Origin of the sequence: Aeromonas popoffii (genome assembly GCF_037818705.1) — a bacterium.
GTDB lineage: Bacteria > Pseudomonadota > Gammaproteobacteria > Enterobacterales > Aeromonadaceae > Aeromonas > Aeromonas popoffii.
This window is the reverse complement of the sequence record NZ_CP149129.1, coordinates 1,550,779-1,571,377: the sequence shown is the minus strand read 5'-3', so window position 1 is coordinate 1,571,377 and position 20,599 is coordinate 1,550,779. Positions and strand designations below refer to the sequence as shown.

14 protein-coding genes and 1 pseudogene are annotated in these 20,599 nt (G+C 56.6%); 5 read left to right on the top strand and 10 right to left on the bottom strand.

Annotated elements, in window-relative coordinates; all coding sequences use genetic code 11:
- Nucleotides 1-3: 3 nt before the first annotated feature.
- Nucleotides 4-1,053: a pseudaminic acid synthase gene (gene pseI, locus WJM78_RS07470; protein WP_339014863.1), complete on the top strand. Its 1,050-nt coding sequence runs from the start codon at nucleotides 4-6 to the stop codon at nucleotides 1,051-1,053.
- 11 nt (nucleotides 1,054-1,064) lie between these two features.
- Nucleotides 1,065-1,730, top strand: coding sequence for a class I SAM-dependent methyltransferase (locus tag WJM78_RS07465; RefSeq protein WP_339014861.1), 666 nt, complete (start codon nucleotides 1,065-1,067; stop codon nucleotides 1,728-1,730).
- Between the two features lie 51 nt (nucleotides 1,731-1,781).
- Here WJM78_RS07465 and WJM78_RS07460 read toward each other — a convergent pair whose 3' ends face one another.
- The 7 genes from WJM78_RS07460 to WJM78_RS07430 form a co-directional block, all read right to left on the bottom strand.
- On the bottom strand, nucleotides 1,782-3,869 hold the full coding sequence (locus WJM78_RS07460; protein ID WP_339014859.1) for a 6-hydroxymethylpterin diphosphokinase MptE-like protein: 2,088 nt from the start codon (nucleotides 3,867-3,869) through the stop codon (nucleotides 1,782-1,784).
- Nucleotides 3,869-4,129 carry a hypothetical protein gene (locus WJM78_RS07455; RefSeq protein ID WP_339014857.1) on the bottom strand — a complete coding sequence of 87 codons (261 nt, stop codon included), beginning with the start codon at nucleotides 4,127-4,129 and terminating at the stop codon, nucleotides 3,869-3,871. The genes WJM78_RS07460 and WJM78_RS07455 overlap by 1 nt, the downstream gene beginning before the upstream one ends.
- Nucleotides 4,130-4,191: 62 nt before the next feature.
- Nucleotides 4,192-4,614, bottom strand: coding sequence for a flagellar export chaperone FliS (fliS, locus tag WJM78_RS07450; RefSeq protein ID WP_339015791.1), 423 nt, complete (start codon nucleotides 4,612-4,614; stop codon nucleotides 4,192-4,194).
- A 22-nt stretch (nucleotides 4,615-4,636) separates the two neighbouring features.
- Entirely contained in the window at nucleotides 4,637-6,040 is a 1,404-nt protein-coding gene (fliD, locus tag WJM78_RS07445) for a flagellar filament capping protein FliD (RefSeq protein WP_339014855.1), read from the bottom strand.
- Between the two features lie 25 nt (nucleotides 6,041-6,065).
- Nucleotides 6,066-6,488 carry a flagellar protein FlaG gene (locus WJM78_RS07440; RefSeq protein ID WP_339014853.1) on the bottom strand — a complete coding sequence of 141 codons (423 nt, stop codon included), beginning with the start codon at nucleotides 6,486-6,488 and terminating at the stop codon, nucleotides 6,066-6,068.
- A 35-nt stretch (nucleotides 6,489-6,523) separates the two neighbouring features.
- Nucleotides 6,524-7,429, bottom strand: coding sequence for a flagellin (locus WJM78_RS07435; protein ID WP_339014851.1), 906 nt, complete (start codon nucleotides 7,427-7,429; stop codon nucleotides 6,524-6,526).
- Nucleotides 7,430-8,008: 579 nt separating this feature from the next.
- On the bottom strand, nucleotides 8,009-8,908 hold the full coding sequence (locus WJM78_RS07430) for a flagellin (RefSeq protein ID WP_339014849.1): 900 nt from the start codon (nucleotides 8,906-8,908) through the stop codon (nucleotides 8,009-8,011).
- Nucleotides 8,909-9,329: 421 nt separating this feature from the next.
- Here WJM78_RS07430 and WJM78_RS07425 point away from each other — a divergent pair, with 421 nt between their 5' ends.
- Nucleotides 9,330-9,962, top strand: coding sequence for a trimeric intracellular cation channel family protein (locus WJM78_RS07425; protein WP_042034478.1), 633 nt, complete (start codon nucleotides 9,330-9,332; stop codon nucleotides 9,960-9,962).
- 104 nt (nucleotides 9,963-10,066) lie between these two features.
- Nucleotides 10,067-10,459 carry a hypothetical protein gene (locus WJM78_RS07420; RefSeq protein ID WP_339014847.1) on the top strand — a complete coding sequence of 131 codons (393 nt, stop codon included), beginning with the start codon at nucleotides 10,067-10,069 and terminating at the stop codon, nucleotides 10,457-10,459.
- Nucleotides 10,460-10,542: 83 nt separating this feature from the next.
- Here WJM78_RS07420 and thiI read toward each other — a convergent pair whose 3' ends face one another.
- On the bottom strand, nucleotides 10,543-11,991 hold the full coding sequence (gene thiI, locus WJM78_RS07415; RefSeq protein WP_108535522.1) for a tRNA uracil 4-sulfurtransferase ThiI: 1,449 nt from the start codon (nucleotides 11,989-11,991) through the stop codon (nucleotides 10,543-10,545).
- A gap of 177 nt (nucleotides 11,992-12,168) precedes the next feature.
- On the opposite strand from thiI, the pseudogene WJM78_RS07410 reads away from it, so the two are divergent.
- A pseudogene (locus tag WJM78_RS07410) lies at nucleotides 12,169-13,049 on the top strand (hypothetical protein).
- A 114-nt stretch (nucleotides 13,050-13,163) separates the two neighbouring features.
- Here WJM78_RS07410 and pbpC read toward each other — a convergent pair.
- Both pbpC and WJM78_RS07400 read right to left on the bottom strand, forming a co-directional pair.
- Nucleotides 13,164-15,563: a penicillin-binding protein 1C gene (pbpC, locus tag WJM78_RS07405; protein WP_339014844.1), complete on the bottom strand. Its 2,400-nt coding sequence runs from the start codon at nucleotides 15,561-15,563 to the stop codon at nucleotides 13,164-13,166.
- A 10-nt stretch (nucleotides 15,564-15,573) separates the two neighbouring features.
- The gene (locus tag WJM78_RS07400; protein ID WP_422388439.1) at nucleotides 15,574-20,526 is read right to left on the bottom strand and encodes an alpha-2-macroglobulin family protein; all 4,953 of its coding nucleotides are present in this window, start codon (nucleotides 20,524-20,526) and stop codon (nucleotides 15,574-15,576) included.
- Between the last annotated feature and the right edge of the window lie 73 nt (nucleotides 20,527-20,599).

The window sequence follows — 20,599 nt, the reverse complement described above, 5'->3', positions numbered from 1 at the left end:
TATATGAAACCAAAAATATTTATTAACGATGTTGGCATTGGTGATGGTTTTCCTCCATATGTGATAGCAGAAATGTCTGCTAACCATAATGGCAAGCTAAATAATGCATTACGCTTAATTACAGAGGCTAAGCATGCTGGTGCTAGTGCTATAAAATTACAGACTTATACAGCAGACACCATTACTCTCAACAGCAATGCACCAGACTTTCGTATTCATGGAGGGCTGTGGTGTGGTAAAAATCTCTACCAACTTTATCAAGAGGCACAGATGCCTTGGGAATGGCATGCCCCCCTCTTTGAACATGCACACCAGATCGGTATTACCATTTTCAGCTCTCCTTTTGATACCACCGCAGTGGATCTTCTTGAGAATATAAACGCGCCAGCTTACAAAATTGCATCCTTTGAAGCAATCGATCTTCCGTTGATCCGGTATGCTGCGAGTACCGGTAAACCGATGATAATATCAACTGGTATGGCTAACGCTGAAGAAATTAAAGAAGCTATCGAAGCTGCGTATGAAGGTGGATGCGAACAGTTGGCCATATTGCACTGTGTCAGTGGCTACCCGGCTCCAGCAGAGGATTACAATCTACGAACTCTGCTGGATATGCAACAGCGATTCAGACTAGTGACAGGGTTATCAGATCACACGCTCGATAATACGACTGCTATTACGAGTGTAGCGTTGGGAGCATCGATCATTGAGAAACATTTTACTCTGGATCGAAATGGCGGTGGTCCTGACGATAGTTTTTCGCTGGAGCCAGCAGAATTAAAGCAACTATGTATCAGTGCCAGAACAGCATGGTCTGCACTGGGTCAAGTAGATTACAGCCGAAAATCCAGCGAAGTGGGAAATGTAAAATTTCGGCGCTCTCTCTATTTTGTCAAAGACCTGCAGGTGGGAGAAACCATCACGGCAGATGCGGTCCGCAGTGTACGTCCTGGCTTTGGATTGGCGCCCAAGTATCTTCCTGATGTGATAGGAAAAACGGTTACTCAACCTATATTGGCAAACACGCCGGTAAACAACGACGTTTTTAAATAACGGAAGGGCATATGCATCAGAAAAACGTCTTCATGGCCCAAGAAGGGAATGAGTGGTATAAGCGCAACAAGACCGCCATCCTCGAGAAATCTCTGGCTAGTGACCCCATCTTCAAGGCGCTGAAATACCTCGGCAGCAAACCTGCCAGGATCCTGGAGATAGGTTGTGCCAACGGCTGGCGACTGGCGCAACTGGCCGAGTACTACGGCGCCCGCTGCTATGGGGTTGATCCCTCAGCCAGCGCCATCCAGGATGGGCTCTCTCGCTATCCAGGGTTGCAACTTACGGTGGGGACAGCCGACAGCCTGCCCGAAATAGATCAGGTCGATCTCATCATCTTCGGCTTCTGCCTCTATCTGTGCGATCCTCAAGATCTGTTCAGGATTGCCGCCGGCAGTGATGCCCTGCTGGCCGATCGGGGCCTCATGACCATACTGGATTTCAATCCCCCGGCGGGCCACTATCGCAACGACTATCAGCATCACGCCAATCTCTTCAGCTACAAGATGAATTACGGAGAGTTGTTTGGCTGGCACCCGGGCTACCATCGCCTGTTTGAACACGTACAGCATCACGACGGTAGTGTAGAACTGGAGCCGGATGCGCTGATCTCGGTACAGATCCTGCGAAAAGATGTGCGGTTGCTAGCGGCGCAGAATCCCTATCCCAAGGGATAAAAAAACGCCGACCCTTGGGTCGGTGTTTTTAATTTATTTGAATCTTTTCCTTTATTTTCTAAACAGCGCCATTACTTCGTTATCTATCATATCGACGCTATCGAGTGCCTTTGGATACATGTCTCTCACTTTCGCCAAGAATTCCAACCAGAGTTCGATGGCCGGCTTCATCAGCACCAGCGTCTCCTCCTCCCCCTTGAAGGAGTAGAGGATGGAGCTCAGCAGGGTAAACACATAATTCATAGACCCTATCATGGTCTGTGAAATATGCTGCTGGCGTGTGGCAGAAATCTGGGCAAGATAGCCAAAGTTGCGCAGCATCAACTGATTTATCTCATTGCGAGATGTGAAATCCTGTTGCCATTCGGCCACCATCTTGTCGATGAAGATATTGAAGAACTCGATATCTAGCAACGACTCGACATCCTGCTTTGATAAGGGGATAGGTGCACACAAGGCGACTATCTCCCCCAGCAGGGCGGACTTGTCAACCGGCATAGAGAGGCTTATCTCGGCACTCGACAAGGCCCTCGTCTTATCTATCTTGGCACCATCGCTGCAATTGAAACAGCGTACATCTTCATTGGTAGCCAGTACTTGCTCGATCACGCGTCGCGAGGTATCAAACATGGCATTACTGATCACCATGCCGCCAAAATTCCCCTCGCGCCGCCACTGACTATCGCCATACATCATTTCGCCCAGCGCCCCTGCACTCTCCTCATTGTTATAGTACGAGCTGAGTTTGGAATGATGGTGCCCCTTGTGCTTGTAGCCGTTATCTAGACCGAACAGATACAGGTTTTTAAAACCAAGGTGGATGGGGGCACTGATACCTATATTGCCCACCAGGGGGTTCACCCCACCGAGGGCAGCGCAGGCGTTCAAATGGGAGAAATAATTGTGGTAGAGCGCCACTCCTGGTTCACCAAGCTTGAAGGTAAATACTGACTGATTGAAAAGTGTAGCGCAATCGGGGTGAATCACATCCGTGCTCAGGAACAGGACATCGCGCAGGTAATCAGGATCGTTCAGATTGACCAGGAAGTCATAGACTATCTTGGTCCGCTCCGTCTCAACGTGAATGTCCGGCTTGATGCCGACCTTGTGCAAGGCTGAAATGGCACTGCCACAGGAAATAATGATGGCCTTGTATTTGTTTTTCTCGATGACCGCGATGGAATCATCCAGAGAAGGGCCATTGGCAATAATAAAGACAGGGGTCCGATAATAATCCGATGGGATCCTCCCCCCCTTTTTCAAAAATGGTACAGCACGCTCGATATTATTGATTGTGTGAGACAGTGCGATCAGATTGTCATCGAAGAAGCCCCACCCCATTATCAGCAGATAATATTCCTGCTGCACCTTCTCTATCAGCTTTCTTATCTCCTCATTCTGATAGCCCCACATGATGAATGCATTGGCGATCAGGAAAGAGCCACGGCTTTGAATGGCCGCAGAAAAATCTCTCACTATGGTTTCTTCATCCTGCCCCAGCAGAATGTGCAACCCCAGATTCTCCTGATGCAGATAAGTCAGCAATGGCGCCCAGTCGAAACAGAACAGAGAAGCGTAAAAGAGATCCGGGTCCGGCTCAAATAGAAAGAGAGTCCCAATCTTGCACCTTTCATAGAGATAACCGAGGTGATACCCCAGACCGACTCCGAATATCAGGGCACTCGGTACCTCATGGGGTACCTGGTCGAGCCTCTCTTCTCGCGAGGAAATGTCGTCAAGATAGGCGTTCAGCTTATTAAGGTACTCGACATGCATGAAGCCAAGGGGGTTGGCCTCCTGACTGAAGGAAAACTTGGACAACCCCCCCTTCTCCATGAACTCGCTCACCAGCGTCTCACAGATGAGATAAGGTTCGGCACCGTATACGGCCACATCATCATCGAGCCAGGTCAGATTGGGTTGACCGTTTTCACTGCAGAAAAACTTGAATGGACGGGCGGGCTGATAGTCCTCATACATGTCGGCGATATGGGGAATATATTGGCGAAACACCGCCATGTTTTGTGCAAAGCGAAGGGGCAACGCCACCTTCATTGCGGCTTCTTGCTCTGCTTGCTGCTGAAGTCGCAGTGCATCCTGTTCCGCTTTTATCAGGGCTGCATCAATATTGCCTGGCATCAGAACTCCTTGCTGTTCGCACGATACGCTTGCCCAGCTCTGTTGGCTTTGCCGACTTGGGTCAGCAGTTCAAAAATGGCGTGATGATGGCTGGCTACCAGGGCTTTCGTGCTCTTTTCTTGAATGAACAGTTCACCAGCCAAGGCCGCAACAGCCTGCTGCTGCTCAGGTTCATCTTGAGCAAGCTGCACCAGACGACCTATCAGCGCCAGCCGATCATCCATGCAGAGCAAAGCCTCATCATATTGATGCTGTTGCAATAGATCCTCTATCAAGTAGAGATTATCCCGTAATGCCTCATCGAGGCAGGTAAGAGTGACTCTCACAGCTCACCCAACTGTTGTCTCATCTGATAGCCCTGCTGCTTTTCGGCTTCCGGCAATTGATCCCAAGCAGACTTGATCGTCACCATCAGTGCCATAACCTCATCGAGGGGCGCGACATCCCGTGCCAGACTGGCATCCCAAATGCGCTCATCCATATATGCATAGAGTTTGTATAAATCTTCAGAAATCGCACCCTGACTCATATCTAGTGCATCCTGTAATCCATGTAATAGTCCCTGAGCTTTCGAAACAGCAATAGACTTTGCTTCCATGTCACCACGCTCTATCGCGCCTTTAGATTGAGCCAACCGTTCTAAAAACCCTTGCATCATGAGTTGAATAACACGATGTGGATCTGCAACAGCAAGATCAGCCGCAATACTGGTTGCTTTATATGCTTTTAGATTACGTTGGTACATCATATGCTACCTCTAATAACAATCATCTGTTATTGTTGTTGTTAATCTGTAATGACTTCAATGCTAATGCGGAGTTATTCATTTTAGCTAGCAACACATCCAGACTACCATATTGTGCACGCAGTGAAGCTTCATACTTAACCAGTTGAGCATTTGATGTTGCCTGCTTTTGATTCAGACTGCGTAAGTCCGCATTAAGTGTATCTGTGCGTTCAGCCAACATACCACCTGACTTGGTATACTCCTTGAGCCCTTTATTCAAAGTACCAGCAAGACCATCATCACCACCAAATAAGGCCACTACCTGATCGAAATTTTTATCCACTGCTTGGCCAAACTTCTCTTTATCTACAGATAACTTTCCCTTATTATCCATTTTGATACCAATTTCGAAAATACTTGAATATGTTGTACTCGAACCTGTGTTTCCAGTGATGGTATTAGCCATAAAGCTACTGATTGTCCGTGTACTTGCATCACCTGCAAGAGCTCCACCATCATCTTGTCTGACTCCACCGACAATACTGTTTCGCTTGCCCAGCGCATCCATCTTGTCCTGAAGTGCGTTATAGCCATCGATAAACTGTTTCACCATGTCTTCAATTGAAGACTTATCGGTAGATACATCTACTTTGTTAGACTTTAGACCACCGCTGCTATCTTCATCCGATACGCGTAGCACAGTAAGTTTGAGATCCTGTATCGAATCATCAAAAACATTGGTATCACTTTTAAGCTCATTACCATCAATCAGAATTTCAGCACTGCTCGCGGCCTGTGTCTGACTCATGACACTACCAGGCTCTCCAATCGAAAACATGCCAAGCTCTGATGTATTGCCGGTGATAGTAAGACCCTTACCATCCCCAGAGACACCTGAATCAATAATTAATTTTGCTTTACCATCTGCGGTGTTAACAATATTGGCACTTAACCCAAAGTTATCACTATTGCTGTTAATACTCTTGCGAATATCTTGCAGGGTATCGCCAGCTTTAACATCAACCTTGAACTCTTTATCACCAGCTTTGAACGTCAGTTGACCATCTTGGGTAATAAGTGAAGTCGTTGAGCTATCAAAGAGACCCTCTTGGCGACTGGTGGTCGCTAATTGTTTTACGGTGACATTATACTGACCATTTGAGCCACCACTTTTACTCTCTACTTTCATCACCGGGTTATCTTTATCTTGGGTGATATTGATAGCACGTTTGTTGAAAGCGCCAGGTTTGCTCAATGTATCGAGAATATCAGTGAAGGTGGTGAGGGATGATTTTAGCTGACCAATACCAGAAATCGCGATCTGGGTACTGTTTTGTTTTTTGATGATCGGTTGTTGTAACTGTGCTTTTTTAGCCGCCACACTGGCCGCAATCACACTCTCGAGATCAAGTTGAGAACCAGCGCCAGCAGAGGTAATTGCCATGTTATCGTCTCCTCATTTGTTCGATTTAAATTTCACTATCTAGCAACAGGCCAAGTTTCGGATTAGCACCCGCATCTCCCTGACGCAAGGCCTGGATCCGCTTGTGAATTTCGAGCAGCTCTTCACTCGGAATTTGCCGTATAACGGATCGGGTGTCTGAGTCAACCACCTTGATCACCACCTGCCCCAAGTCTTGCTCCATGCTGAAATTAACCGTCCAACCTTGTTGCAAGCTAAATGATTGCAAATTCTGTACCTGTTTTTCAATCTCTGCTTGGCTTTGTACCGGCTGGCGATCAGTTTTTGCCGCATCCTGATTTTTCCGCAGTGCAACGCCAGGTTCTTCCACTAAACCAGAAAGCAGTTGAGCGGCCACTTGGCCGCCCTTATCACTTAGCTGTAAGGAAGCGCCATTGGCAGATGACACATTACCGAGTTCAGTTGTCATCTTATTTCTCCCATTTCAATCAGCACTGTCCATCATTAGCCGAGCAGAGACAAGGCAGATTGAGGACGCTGGTTAGCTTGGGCCAACACGCTTGAGGCCGCTTGCTGCAGAATGTTGTTCTTGGTCATATTGGCGGTTTCGGTCGCGAAGTCCGCATCCCGGATACGGGAGCGGGCGGCGCTGACGTTCTCGGAGATGTTGGCCTGGTTGCGAATGGTGGAGTCCAGTCGGTTCTGCACCGCACCCAATTCGGCACGCTTGCCATCCACCACCTCCAGCATGGAGTCAACGGCCTGAAGCACGTTTTGGGCGTTACCCTGGCTGCTGATACTAATACCACCAGGGGTTGACCCACTGGTGAAGATGCTTGAAACCGCAGTGGTAATAGAGCCTGCAGGACCACTGGTAAAATTGGAGGCCGCCGTCGCAATCCCTGAAATACTGAAGCCGCCAGCCTGACTCAAACTAAAACCTATGGTCTGATTAGCATCGGCCCCCACCTGGAAGGTACCGCCATAATTGCCGTCCAGCAATTTTGTACCAGCGAAGGTGGTATCGGTAGAGATACGATTGATCTCAGAACCCAGCTGATCCACTTCTTTTTGCAGGGCCTCACGATCCTTGTCTGAGTTGGAGCCGTTGGCAGACTGTTGAGCCAGAGTGCGCATGCGCTGCAGCATACCGGTCACTTCATCCATCGCTCCTTCCGCCGTCTGCGCCAGAGAGATACCGTCGTTAGCGTTGCGGTTACCCTGATCCAAGCCGTTGATCTGAGAGGTCAAACGGTTGGATATTTGCAAACCAGCCGCATCGTCCTTGGCACTGTTGATACGCAAACCGGACGCCAAACGCGTATACGATGTATCCAAAGATTTGGTGGTATTCATCAAATTACGCTGGGCGTTCAGTGATGACGTATTGGTGTTGATAAACATGGCCATAATAAAATCTCCCGAAGAACATGCGACTGCGGGTTGCGCCGCCAAGGCGACGTCCCACCGTTAGAAGAGCAGGTTGAACAATCCTGTGTCTTCTGGCGGGTGGTTGTTTGAACGAACAGGCCACCCGCAGTAGTGCAAACGTTGGATTCCGAACACCCCTCGATTGCTTCACTTTATGTAACGGCCGCATGAACACAAGCTTTAGGAAAATAATTGCCGAAGGCGGCAAGTTTTATCCGGCCAGCGGCAAAATCACAGGCATCAGAAGACTCGCCATCTGACATCAGTCACCATGACGACTAACACATAGGAGAATTTGGTTTTGGCACGGTTTGTGCTTAGTAGGATGGAGTGGCGTCAATTTGACGGCACAATAAAAAGAGGCCGGAAAATCCGGCCTAAAATGAGCATATGCTCAGGAGAATACGACCAAGCGTGGCAGAACTGAACAGCTGGACAACACTTGGCACTACTAATAGAGATTTTATTCTCTCCCGATAGAACAGAGTGCTAACCCGAACACCCCTTTGTTCCATCTCTTGACCAGGGCGGCCTGAACAACCGCCCTGTTTTCTTTTGTTAGCCCTGCAACAGTTGGAGTGCAGCCTGCGGGCGCTGGTTGGCTTGTGACAGAACGCTGGATGCAGCCTGCTGCAGAATGTTGTTCTTGGTCATATTGGCGGTCTCGGTGGCAAAGTCCGCATCACGAATACGGGAGCGGGCAGCTGATACGTTCTCCGAGATATTAGCCTGGTTGCGAATGGTGGAATCCAAGCGGTTCTGTACTGCACCCAACTCAGCACGCTTGCTGTCAACAACTTCCAACATGGAGTCAACGGCCGCTAGCACATTCTGGGCATTACTTTGGCTGCTGATGCTGATACCACCCACGCCACCACCAGTAAAAATGGTCGAGATACCGACGGCAGTCCCTGTGGTTGCAATCGTAGCTGATGCCGCAGTAGCAATCCCGGAGATGCTGAAGCCAGCGGCCTGGGACAGGCTAAAGCTGATAGTCTGGTTGGCATCAGCACCGACTTGGAAGGTGCCACCAAAAGATCCATCCAACAGTTTGGTACCCGCAAAAGTGGTAGAAGTAGAGATACGATTTATCTCTGCACCCAGCTGATCCACCTCTTTTTGCAGGGCTTCACGATCTTTTGCTGAGTTGGAACCGTTGGCAGATTGTTGAGCCAAGGTGCGCATCCGCTGCAGCATACCGGTCACTTCATCCATGGCCCCTTCGGCAGTTTGCGCGAGAGAGATACCATCGTTGGCATTACGGTTACCCTGATCCAACCCGTTGATCTGGGAAGTCAGACGGTTGGATATTTGCAGACCGGCGGCATCATCTTTTGCGCTGTTGATGCGCAGACCAGATGCCAAACGGGTATAAGAAGTATCCAATGATTTGGTCGAGTTCGTCATATTACGCTGAGCGTTGAGCGATGAAACGTTGGTGTTGATATACATGGCCATAACTATTCTCCTAAGCTATTAAATTTGCTATCTAATTTGCTCGAACTTTATTGTCTTTCATGTCCGATGCGTCTTATTTAACGGCCTCTTTTTCGATGTCTTTAGCATTATTTTTAACGCTTCATCGCATTAACGCCGCTTACCCTATTTATCGGCACACTCTCGCAGGACTTAAGCAAAAAAATTCAAAAAGTCCCCCTTATCAGCGGGATGCAGGCATAGACAGAGGGTCATGAGACGTCCTGCCCCTTGTCAGCTTCGGCTCCCGCCTCAAGCCAGCAGCCACTTCCCCTCTGCTCACCCCGTATCCCGCCTGCAAAAACTGGGTCTGGCTCCCATTTTTGCAGGCCGCCATTGGTCAGATGCTGGCCCAGCCCCTAAAATCGCGGCCCCATCAACAATTGGACGTGAGTTGTTCTCCATGCAGACACTGGTTGAGCAGATTGTTTACATCAGCGACATGTTTGGTACTGCGGTATTCGCGTTTTCGGGCGTGCTGGTTGCGGGGCGGCTCAGGATGGATGGCTTCGGCGTCATGGTACTGGCAGCCGTCACCGCCATCGGCGGCGGCACCATACGTGACATGATCCTGGGGGCCACCCCTGTGTTCTGGGTGCGCGACCCCCTCTATATCTGGATCGTCATCGCCACAGCGCTGATCGGGATGTGGATGGTCAAGCTGCCCCGTCGCATGCCCTGGTATGTGCTGCCGGTGGCAGACGCCTTCGGGCTGGCCCTCTTCACCGTGATCGGCACCCAGAAGGCCCTCAACTTTGGTTCCCCCGGCCTGATTGCCGTGATCATGGGAACCATGACAGGGGTGGCCGGTGGCATGATCCGGGATGTCTTGGCCCGGGAAGTACCCATGGTGCTGCAAAAAGAGATCTATGCCACCGCCTGCATCCTGGGAGGCATCCTCTATACCCTGGCGCTTGAGGTCAATATGGACAGGGTCACCGCCATGCTCATCTGCATGACGGCCGTGTTTGGTTTACGGGTTGCCGCCATCTACTGGCACCTGTCACTGCCCACCTTCTCGTTGCAACGCCATTGATATCCAGGCCGGGGGCGCTGTGTCGCACTCCCGGCCGAGTTACGTTGAACCAAGCAAGCTTTTCTGTTGTCATACGATCCAGTCGTTGTAAGCCGGAATCCCTCATGCAAAAACTTGGGCTCATCACTTCCCTGTTACTGATGAATGTGGCAACGGCGCAAGCCGATGCACAGATACTGTTCGGACGACTGGCTTCTACCCCGGTACAGCAGTTCAACCAGCAGATCCGCCAGGCAAACACTGCCCAGCAAACCTGGGTCAACGATTATCGTGAAGTGGCACTGCGTTTTGTCGGCCACAGCGACATACCCAGTCGTATCCAGGCACAACAACTGGACAACGATCTGGTGCTCTCGGTGGCCCTCGATGGCAACAAGAGCGACATGATCTACATCCTGACCCTGTTTCGCAGCAACAACCTGTGGCAGATGCGGCAAGCCGAAATGGGCTGGCGCTGTCAGGGGCAATCGACCTTTACACCCGTCCCCTGCCCCTGAGCCGCGTGCGACGTCAGGACCCCATCAGAGTGACATAAAAAATCCGGCACATTGGCCGGATTTTTTATGGGAAGCGTGTGCCGTTACGGGCGGTAGACCTTGACGTTGTCAAAGCCCTTCTCTTTCAGATAGAGCGCCTGCAGCTTGCTCATCACGCCGCGATCGCAGTAGAGCAGATAGGTCTTCTCCCCAGGCAGATCACCAAAGGCGGTGGCCAGCTTGAAGAAAGGAAGGTGCAGCACCTCACGTCCTTCCACCACCAGCGGCTTCTCGTCTCGCTCATCACTGGAACGGATATCCAGGATCACCTCATCAGCGCCCAGCACTTGAGTCGTTTCGACCTCTTGCACTTCAGCGGCGGTCTCTTCACCGATACGGCGGATATCGAGGTAACGGGCCTCGGACACCACCTTGTCCAGGATGGCGAAGTCGAAGTTGGCCTCTTCCGCCTCGATGTTGGACAGCACAGCCTTGATGGTTGGCTTCTTGGAGATGACGCCGCAATACTCCGGCATGGTCTCGGCAAACTCCAGCGTGCCGATGCGGCGGGCTTCACTGATGATGTCCGGCTTGTCCCAGGTGATGAGCGGGCGCAGGATCACCTTGTCGGTCACCCGATCGATGACGTTCAGGTTGGTCAGAGTCTGGCTGGATACCTGACCCACGCACTCGCCTGTCACCAGTGCCGGGATCTGGAAGTAGTCGGCCACATGACCGGCGGCGCGCATCATCATCCGCTTTAGCACCACCCCCATCTGACCGTTATCCACCTTCTCCAAAATCTCGGCGACCACGGGTTCAAAATCGATGGCGGTGAAGCGCACCTTGTGGGAAGCGCCAAACTTGTTCCACAGGTAATAGGCCACCTGTTTGACACCGATCTCGTGGGCGGCGCCGCCAAGGTTGAAGAAGCAGTAGTGCACCCGGCAACCGCGCTTGATGAACTGGTAGGAGGCGACACCCGAGTCGAAGCCACCGGAGAGCAGGCTCAGCACATCTTCCTGGGTCGCCATGGGGAAGCCCCCCATGCCGTGGTGGACGGCGCTGATGATGTAGAGCTCGTCATTTTCCACTTCCAGGTTGACCTGGATGTCAGGCTTTTTCAGGCGCACACCGGCGGTTTCGCAATGCTGGTTAAGGCCTCCCCCTACATAACGCTCCAGCTCCAGCGAGCTGAAGTCGTGCTTGCCGACACGGCGGGCACGCACGCAGAAGGTCTTGCCTTTCAGGCGATCGCCCCAGACGGCACGGGTCTGCTCGAAGATATCGTGCAGGTCGGTGAAGTTGCTCAGTTTCACTTCGAGGAAGTACTGGATGCCAGGAATACAGCTGAGCGTCTCCAGATACTGGGCGTGAAACTGATCGTTGCGAGAGCTCACTACCAGCTTGTCCCAATCCATCCGTACGCGGGCGTCTTCGTCGAAGCGGCGCAACACGTTGCGAATGTTGCCCTGCAACATTTTGGTGAAGCGCTGGCGAACTGACTTGCTCTTGATGGTGATTTCCGGGAACAGCTTGATAATGAACTTCATGGTTTTGACTCGGGTGGCCTTGATTTAAGGGCGCGAATTATATCAGAACTTTGTAGCCAGCGCCTACTGGATGCGCGTTTACTCACATTCCCTCATGCAACGTTTGCGACGCGGCGGCAATCTTGCGTATATTCCCAAACCTGCGCCCTGGCCACCCCCTGACAACAGACAGATTCGATGAAGACCTTTATCTACTACCCCGGCATGGAGGTTCGCGACGAGCTCTGGCTCAAGTTTGCCCTGCTCTATCTGGAGCGACTCGCCTTCGTCTTTACCGTCAGTGAACAGAGCAGCCTCACCGTCCTGCTCCATACCCTGGAAGAGCAGACCGATCTGCTGGCAAAGCGGCCTGAGCCAAGCTTCTTTGCAGACATCACCCCGCAGCTGGAGAGCCAGATCAGCGGCCTTGTCGCCCCCGATTTTGTCCGCCACAAGGTGTTTGGCAACAAGGCGCTCATCACTCGCTGGCGCCAACCTACCAACCACGACTGCTTCTGCCCCGCTCAGGCCGGTCTTGAGCGGCTACACAGCTTTTGCCTCGCCCACGGCTTTGCCACGTCGGATAAGGGAGGGGTCAGGATGGCGCGACGCTTTGCCAATCTGCTCTCCATGCGCCTCGCCCGTGAATGGGCACTCGCCAATGAGGGTGCGCTCATCACGGATCACGACTATCTCGACCGCCTGCTGCACCTGCTGGAGTCTCGCTACCACAACCGGGGCGGGCAGGATTGCTTCCACCTCGAGATACCATTGCAAGTGCCCACTCACCTTAGCGACATCCCGTTTGCCGAGCTGATTGCCCTGCGTGCTCGCAGCGGTTTTCGCCAGCAACTGGCTGAGTTCCATCAAGCCTTCGATGCCATGCTCACCATGCTCGGCAGTGGCTATGCTAACCCGACGGCTCTGACCCGTTTCGAACAAGCACAACAGGGGCTCAATCAGCTGCTGGGACCAGACACCCAAAGAGCCGCCTGATCTTCCATCCCATCAAGAAGAGTCATTTCCACCAGCGCAAGAGCCAGCACTTCTTCACCCGGTTGGGGCAAGTCAAATCCTGAGCCAACCAGCAGCCCATATGGCCCAACGGGATCAGCTCAAAGCCTGATCCCGTCTTGGTGACATGAGGCGCCGTCAATATTATGGCGCTCGGCCAGCGCGAACCAGTCGCCCTCTCAGGAGGGGTTTTCCAGCCGAAATTCGACTCTATCGCTGTTGCCCGCCTCGTCCACCACCACCAGCTGATAGCGTCCCGCCACGCTCAGCACCTGATCCCCGTCCCAGCGCAGCCGCTGGCCGTTGAGAAACCAGAACGGCTTGCCGACACCGCCCAGCACCTTGGGTTGCAGCCGATAGCGCTGACTGCAGATAAGGTTGCCCTCCCCCAGCGCCACGATGCGGATCGGGGCCTGCAGCTCGGCGCTCTGCCCCTCCCCCGCACAACCGCTGGCGAGCAAGGCTTGGCGCCGCTCGCCGGGTAACCGCCACGGCTCCAGCGACAGCGGCCACAGGGCCCGAAAACCGGATTGCGCCGCATCCTGGCAGCGGGCTAGGGTCGGCTTGCCCTCGGCGGTCAGCGCAACTTGGCGCAGCGGCGAGGGCCAATCCATGGGATCCGGCAAGGTGGGAGGATCACTCCCTTCCAGCAACCAGGCGCTCTGGCGCTGCAGACAGGCCTCCGGCAGGGTCGCACTCGCCTTGCGCCCCAGCGGCCAGCAGATCTCGGCCTCGCTCACAGTGTTGGGCTGCACCGGCAAGGGGCTGTTGTCAGCCAGTCGCGAGTAGACCGAAAGCAGCAGCGGCACCGCTGCACTCTGGCCGTAAAAACCGGGCAAGGGGGTGCCGTCGGGGCGCCCCAGCCAGACGCCGATGGTCCAACGACCGGAGACCCCCATCGCCCAGCTGTCGCGATAGCCGTAACTGGTGCCGGTCTTCCAGGCCAGCCGGTTGATCCGGCCGGTCGCCTCGCTGGCAAAGGGCTGATCCGCCCGCCCCTGCGCGCTCAATATTTGCCAGATGATCCAGGCGGCACCCGGGCTCAGCAAGGGGCGGGGCACCGCCTGCTGCCCCGCCAGCCAGACCGGCATCGCAACCTGCCCTTCACGGGTCAGCGCGCTGTAGAGCGCCACCAACTGCTCGAGCCGAATGCCTGCCGCCCCCAGCGCAATGGCCGGATTTGGTTTGTCGGAGAGCGCCAGCCGCACCCCAGCGTTGTCGAGGCGGCTGACCAGTTTGTCGGCCCCGAGCGCCTCCAGCACCTGCACCGCAGGCACGTTGAGGGATTGCTGCAGCGCCTGAGCAAGGGTCACCGGCCCCTGAAAGGCGCCGGAAAAGTTGGCGGGTCTATAGTCCGAGCCCAGCCTTGGCGCGTCGGAGAGCAGGGAGGCCGAGTGCACCAACCCCTCGTCCATCGCCAGACCGTAGATAAAGGGCTTGAGGGTGGAGCCGGGGGAGCGGATCGCTTGCACCATGTCGAGGTAACCGTGGCGGCGCAAATTGCCATATTCGGCGCTGCCCACATAGGCACGCACCGCCATGGTTTTGTTATCCACCAGCAGCAACGCAGCGGAGGTCTGCTCGGGGAAGCGGCGGATATAGCTCGCCACCCGCGTCTCCAGCCAGCGCTGCAGATCGCCATCAATCGTAGTGTGCACCAGCGCCCCCGCCTGACGGTCGGCGGCGAGGCGGGCAAAGAGCGGCGCCTCCATCGGCGTGAAGTGACCGCGGGCCAGCACCGGCTCGATGCGCCCCTCCTGCCACACCTGCTCGGGCCAGACCCCTTGCGCCACCAGTCGCTGCATCACCTTGTCGCGGGCGGCGCGAGCCCGCTCGGGATGGCGATCTGGCCGGTTGCGGCTGGGGGCCTGTGGCAGCACCGCCAACAGCGATGCCTCGGCGTAGGTCAGCTTGGCCGCGCTCTTGCCAAGATAGGCAAAACTTGCCGCCTGCACCCCCTCCAGATTGCCGCCAAAGGGAGCCCGGTTGAGGTAGACGGTGAGCAGAGTGCGCTTGTCGTAGTGCCACTCCAGCTGCAGCGCGCGCGCCATCTGGCGCAGCTTGCCGGGCACGCTTCTGTGGTAGGGCTCGATCAGGCGCGCTACCTGCATGGTGAGGGTCGAGCCGCCCGAGACGGCCCGACCGTAGCGCAGCCATTGCCAGACCCCGCGCACCATGGCCAGCGGATTGACCCCGGGATGGCGCCAGAAGTAGCGATCCTCGTAGCCGAGCAATGCCTCGATATAGCGGGGGGATACCTGATCCAGGGTCACGGGGTAACGCCACACGCCGCTGGTGTCGGCAAAGGCGCGCAGTGGCCTCCCCTTCATGTCGAGCACCACCCGCGCGTAGGCGGGGTCGAGCGGCGGCGGTGGGAAAATACGATCCAGCGCCAGCAACGACAGGAACAGGGCAACAGCCCCCAGCGCCGAGAAGCGCAGCCAACGTGGCAGACGGCCCAGCCAACGCCGACAAGCGCGGCCACTGTGGCGAAGCTTCAGGCAACCGCGCTGCCATAAAGTGAGCGGGTGGCCCCGCTCAAGGGGGGGGACGTTACGCAGCGGGCGTCTGCGACTCATAAAGCGCCAGCTACTCAGAGATAACGACCTCGTGAATGTCTTCTCCCACGGCCCGCAGCTCGGGCCGGTACATATCCTCCACCTGGGTCGGCGGCACCTGATAGCGACCCGGCGTCACCGCCCGCATCAGGTAGACCAGCTGCTGGTTGCTCCCCTCGCTCAGTTCGAGCGCCGCCGTGTAGCGGTCGTCGCGAAACTCCTGATGCTTGAAGTAGTCGTTCCACTCGCTCTGCCACGCCGGTTTCCCCTCGATGGAGAGCTCTTCCAGCTTGATGCTGTTGCCAAGGGCCGGATTCTCCAGCTCAAAACCAGCGGGCACCATCTCCACCAGCAGAGCATCGGGCACCGCCGATTTGCTGCTGACATTGAGCCGCACCACCACCAGATCACCGACCTTCACCTTGGCGGGATCAAACGGCTGACCATCGCTGTTGAACCAGCTGCGGGTCACGCTTATCCCCTGACTTAACCGGGCAGGAGCCCGTTCGGGGTAGCCGATCAGGGTGTGCTGCACATAGAGAGAGCCCTTGCCCTCGTTGGTGACGGCGCTGGCGGCCAGTGCCTCGGGGGCGCCCAGCTGCAACGGGGCCGAACCGCTCAGGGATCCACTGCCCAGGGATGAGGCGACCCTGGCCTGCCAGTCTAGGCCTGGGTCAACGTGGGCAAGTCGCAGCAAGGCGAGCCGCTCCTGGGTACTAAGCCACTGACGGTGAGCCAGGGTGTCGGCCACCTTGGCGCTGAGATCAGGCCAGCGATCCAAAGCCAGCTTGTGCTGGCGCAGCAAGGAGAGCTCAAGGGCTTCATCGCGTAGCGGCGATCCGTAATCCCCGAGATAGTCGTCACCGCGCTCGGTTGCCAGCGCCCGGCTGAGGGCCTTGGCGGCGTTCTGTTCATCGCCCATGGCTGAGAGGGCCAGCGAGAGGTGCAAGAGCGGCAAACCGGCGCGGGCGTGATCGGCTTGCTGTTCCCAGATAAGACGCAGGGTAGCGAGTGGCGCTTTGCCCACCCGGGCCAGCACATAGGCGCTGTAGGCCTGATAGGCCAACCGGCTGTGCTCGGGGGCACTGCTCCAGCGCTCTCCGTACTGGCTGTCGGTGAGATAGCTTTGCAGCCGATTTAGCGCCTGATTGAGCATCGCCTCCGGCACGGCGTCGCCCGCCTCCTTGCGCGCCAGCAGGTAGTCGGCGGCATAGGCGGTGAGCCACTGCTCCTCGTCGGAGCGGCCATCCCAGAGGCCAAAACCGCCGCTTGGCAGTTGCAACCGCTGCAACCGTTGCAGCAGGGCGCGCTGGACATCCGCCTCGCTCGCCGCTTTCTTGCCCTCTGCGGATTTGCTCCAGGCTGCCCGCTCATCCGCCGTGGTCAGTAAATAGGGCCAGGCCCGCGACAAGGTCTGCTCCAGACAGGCGTAGGGGTAGTCGGCCAGTGCCTGCCACTGGGCTGCCGGATCCCAGGGCGGAGTACCGGAAAGGCTGAGCAGCCCCTGCAGATTGGTGGGATCCAGCCCGGCCAGCTCAGCTGGCGCAAAGCTCATCTGCTGGCCGGGAGCCAGCATCTGGTAACGCTGGCGAGTCTGGGCAGGCCAGGGGGAGCGCAGCGGCAGAGTCCAGTCGCGGCTTACCGCAAAATCCTTGCCACTGGCCGCCAGTTGCAGGCTTGCCACGCCGCTCGCCCCGGTCACGGTGAGCGGCAGGGTCAGCCACTGCTCCTCACCGTTTTTAAGAGACAGCGTGCTGGGCAGCTCGCCGTTTGCCTTGAGCCCGCCATTGAGGGTCCAGGCCAGGGAAAGAGTCTGATCCTCACCGCTCATGTTGCGCAGTTGCACCAGCGCCCGGGTCTCATCCCCTCTGGCGCCAAAGCGCGGCCAGCCGATCTCGGCCACCAGCGGCGCCACTACCTTGACGGCGCGCTCGGCCTCGCCGACTTGCTGTTCGTTCCAGGCCAATGCCATCAGCGCCAGCTCGCCGTTGAAGTTGGGCAGATCGAGCGGGATCACCGCCTTGCCCTGCTGGTCAAAACTCACCTCGCCACTCCAGAGCGCCGCCACTTCGACCCGGCTCTCCAGCGCGCCGCCCTTTTTCAGCGGTGCCCGGTCGCCCCCATAGTTGAGGCGGGCCAGCTTGCCATCCTGCGGCGGGATCACCTGACCGTAGTTGTCGAACAAATCTTGGGCGAAGCGCTTGCGACCAAAGAAGATCTCGAACGGGTCGAGGGGCTGGTAGTCGCTGATGTTGAGCACCCCCCGATCCACCGCGGCCAGCACCACGCGCCCCTGACTGTTGGGGGTGGAGGTAGCAGTCACCTCCAGCCGGGTAAGCGGCACCGCTTTATCAGGCGCGCTCAGGGTCAGCGGCAGACGGCGCGCTTCTCGATCGAGGGTGAGCGGCACCAGACCGACCGAACGCAGGCTCTGCACACTCTTTTGGTTCACCGGCTTGGAGTCGCTGTCTGGCGCGGCGATCTGGGCCGAGATATGCAGATCGTGACGCTGCCACTCGGGGCTGACCGGGATCTCGAACTCGCCGCGGGCATCCTTGGCATCACCACCGGCTGCGTTAAGCTCGATACGCTGCCACCAGCGCAGGCCATCGCCATCCTCCACCATCAGCAAGCCCTTGCCGGGTCGCGGTGCGACGAGCGTCACTTTTGCCTTGTCGCCCACCAGATAGGCGCGCTTGTCGAGGGTGATGGCGATTTTGTCAGGCCGCGCCTGCTCACCACCGCCGCCCCAGGCGTAACTGCCGATCTCTACCCGCAGGCTCGATTGATGGCCCTGACTGTTCTCCACCTCCAATCGATACCAACCCGCCGCCAGTTGCAAACTGAGGGGGGTCGGCCCCTTGCCGTCCAGCAGCAGGGTCTGCTCCTGCTCCAGATAGGGCTGGCTGTTGAACTCATACTTCCACCCCTCCCCATCGGCGTAGTGCCAGTAGTAGTCGCGGTACTCGTTGATAAGGCGCACCTTCACCGCCCCCGCCACCGGCTGGCCCTTGTCATCGAGGTTGAGGATCTGGAAGGGCAGCAGCTTGCCCCCTTCCACCCAATCAGCCACGAAATCGGCCTTGAGCGCCGGCCACTGGCTGCCAGCAGGCCAGCCATACTGGGTGCGGCTACGATTGACGGCGCGGCCACCGGGCTCGGAGAGCGACACCCGATAAGCCACCTCCAGCGGCCCGAGGGCGCGTACCCCATCGAGTTCATCAGCCAGCAAGAAAGTCCCCTGCCCCTGCGCATTGAGGGTGAGACTCCGCGCCTCGAGATCCTTGGCCTGCTCGGCGAGCAGCACGTCCCCCAAAGTGAACTCCTGCCACTGGGTAAAGGGCATAGTAGCGCGGCTGATTTTCACCTCCGCCGTCGCCTTGGTGGCACTCGCTGGCGCACCGTAGAGATAGTCCCCTTGCAGCGGCAGGGTGAGCGCCTGTTGCGGGGTCAGCAATTCCCCATCTGGCCCCTTGCCAAGCTGCAGTTTCAAGCGCTCCGGCAAAAACTCCTCCACCAAAAAGGGCCACTCAAAGCGGCTGCCAGCGGCGGTCTTGAGGTTGATGGTCCAGCGCCCGAGAGGCGCATCATCCGGCAGACGCAGACCGTAGTGGGCGGCGCCCAAATTGTCCGGCAACAGCCGTTTCTGTTCGAGCAGCTGGCCGTCCGGCTGTTTCACCTCCAGCTCCACCGCCATCCCCGGCAGCAGCTGGCCATCTTGGCCCTTGAGCAGGATCTCGCTGTCTAACCGCTCGCCGGGGCGATAGAGATCGCGCCCGCTAAAGAGATAAAGCTGCTGGGCCTGCCAGGGCTGGGTGCCGAGATCGAAGGTGGAGAGATCGAGCGCCGCGCCATCGAGGCGCAGCACCGCCAGATGTTTGCCCTGCTCGGCCAGCAGCAGGCGAGCCCCCTGCACCTGATCGAAGCGACGATGGCCCTGGAGATCCGTGGTTTGCACCTGCAGCCGGTTGCCCTTCTCGTCGAGCAGGGAGAGCTGCACATCCTTGAGCGGGTCGGCGCTGGCCAGCGAGCTCACAAACACCTCCAGCTGATCGCGGTAACGGCGGGCACTGAGCCCCATGTCGCTCACCGCGAAATAGGTGGTCTCCTTGCGCCAGTCGTAGTTGCCAAGGGGCGACATCACCGCAAAGTAGACACCAGCCTCGGCCAGCTGCGGCTCCTTCACATTGATAAGGCGGGTCTCGCGCCGGTTGGCATCGAGCTCCAGGGCGTAGCGGCCGCTGAACACCCGCTTGGCGCGCTGGGTGATCTGTTCAAGCTCCCAGTTACCCATGCCGGCGCCGGGGCGATATTCCGCCAGAAAACGGGGCAGATACTCGGCATCGACCCGAAAGAAATCGATATTGACCTCATCCACGTTGACCGCGCTGATGGGCAGGCGAAGTTCCTGCCGCAGCGGCAATACCATGCCGCTGGCGGTAAAGGAGGCCCCCGCCTCCAGCGGGCGGGTCTTGAGGGTCCAGCTTTGGGGGGATGGTCCCAACCCCGACTTGAGACTCACCTCGTAGCTTTTGTCGGGCTGAACATTCGGAAAATAGAGGGTGCGACCATCTTCGGCGAGGATCCACTCCCCCTGCACCTGCTTGCCCACTTCACTGACCGCAAGCCAGCTCTGCCAGTTTGCCTTGGGCACCAGAGGGCCGGAGAAGACCAGCGCCAGCGCCGGGGCATCGCGATATTGGCGGGCATTGGCCTGCACCACGGCCGTGGGTGCGCCAGCTGCTTGCTGCGCGGCCGGCACATTGACCGTCGGGGTGGGCTTGTCCTGACCACAACCGGCCAAGAGCAGACCGGTCAATAACAAGGCAGACCAGCGACGCTGGCGCGGCGCAAGCCAGATGGGAGCAAGGTGCTGGGAAGCAGGACGCGGGGCAAAGGGGCGCATGGGTTCCATCCCGGATTGGATCGCTGCCACAGCAGCGCGATAGGCAACAGGATAAGACATTCGACTCGCTTGACACAAAACTCATTGCAAAGTATCGGGCGTGAATGGCCACCGGTCAGACAGCAAAACGCCAACCTGATGGTCGGCGTTT

Excerpts from the sequence above, each read along its gene's own strand:
- pbpC (WP_339014844.1), bottom strand. The coding sequence starts at position 15,563 with ATGAGTCGCAGACGCCCGCTGCGTAACGTCCCCCCCCTTGAGCGGGGC.
- fliS (WP_339015791.1), bottom strand. The coding sequence starts at position 4,614 with ATGTACCAACGTAATCTAAAAGCATATAAAGCAACCAGTATTGCGGCT.
- WJM78_RS07420 (WP_339014847.1), top strand. The coding sequence starts at position 10,067 with ATGCAAAAACTTGGGCTCATCACTTCCCTGTTACTGATGAATGTGGCA.
- WJM78_RS07440 (WP_339014853.1), bottom strand. The coding sequence starts at position 6,488 with ATGACAACTGAACTCGGTAATGTGTCATCTGCCAATGGCGCTTCCTTA.
- WJM78_RS07460 (WP_339014859.1), bottom strand. The coding sequence starts at position 3,869 with ATGCCAGGCAATATTGATGCAGCCCTGATAAAAGCGGAACAGGATGCA.
- WJM78_RS07430 (WP_339014849.1), bottom strand. The coding sequence starts at position 8,908 with ATGGCCATGTATATCAACACCAACGTTTCATCGCTCAACGCTCAGCGT.
- pseI (WP_339014863.1), top strand. The coding sequence starts at position 4 with ATGAAACCAAAAATATTTATTAACGATGTTGGCATTGGTGATGGTTTT.
- fliD (WP_339014855.1), bottom strand. The coding sequence starts at position 6,040 with ATGGCAATTACCTCTGCTGGCGCTGGTTCTCAACTTGATCTCGAGAGT.
- WJM78_RS07435 (WP_339014851.1), bottom strand. The coding sequence starts at position 7,429 with ATGGCCATGTTTATCAACACCAATACGTCATCACTGAACGCCCAGCGT.
- WJM78_RS07465 (WP_339014861.1), top strand. The coding sequence starts at position 1,065 with ATGCATCAGAAAAACGTCTTCATGGCCCAAGAAGGGAATGAGTGGTAT.
- thiI (WP_108535522.1), bottom strand. The coding sequence starts at position 11,991 with ATGAAGTTCATTATCAAGCTGTTCCCGGAAATCACCATCAAGAGCAAG.
- WJM78_RS07425 (WP_042034478.1), top strand. The coding sequence starts at position 9,330 with ATGCAGACACTGGTTGAGCAGATTGTTTACATCAGCGACATGTTTGGT.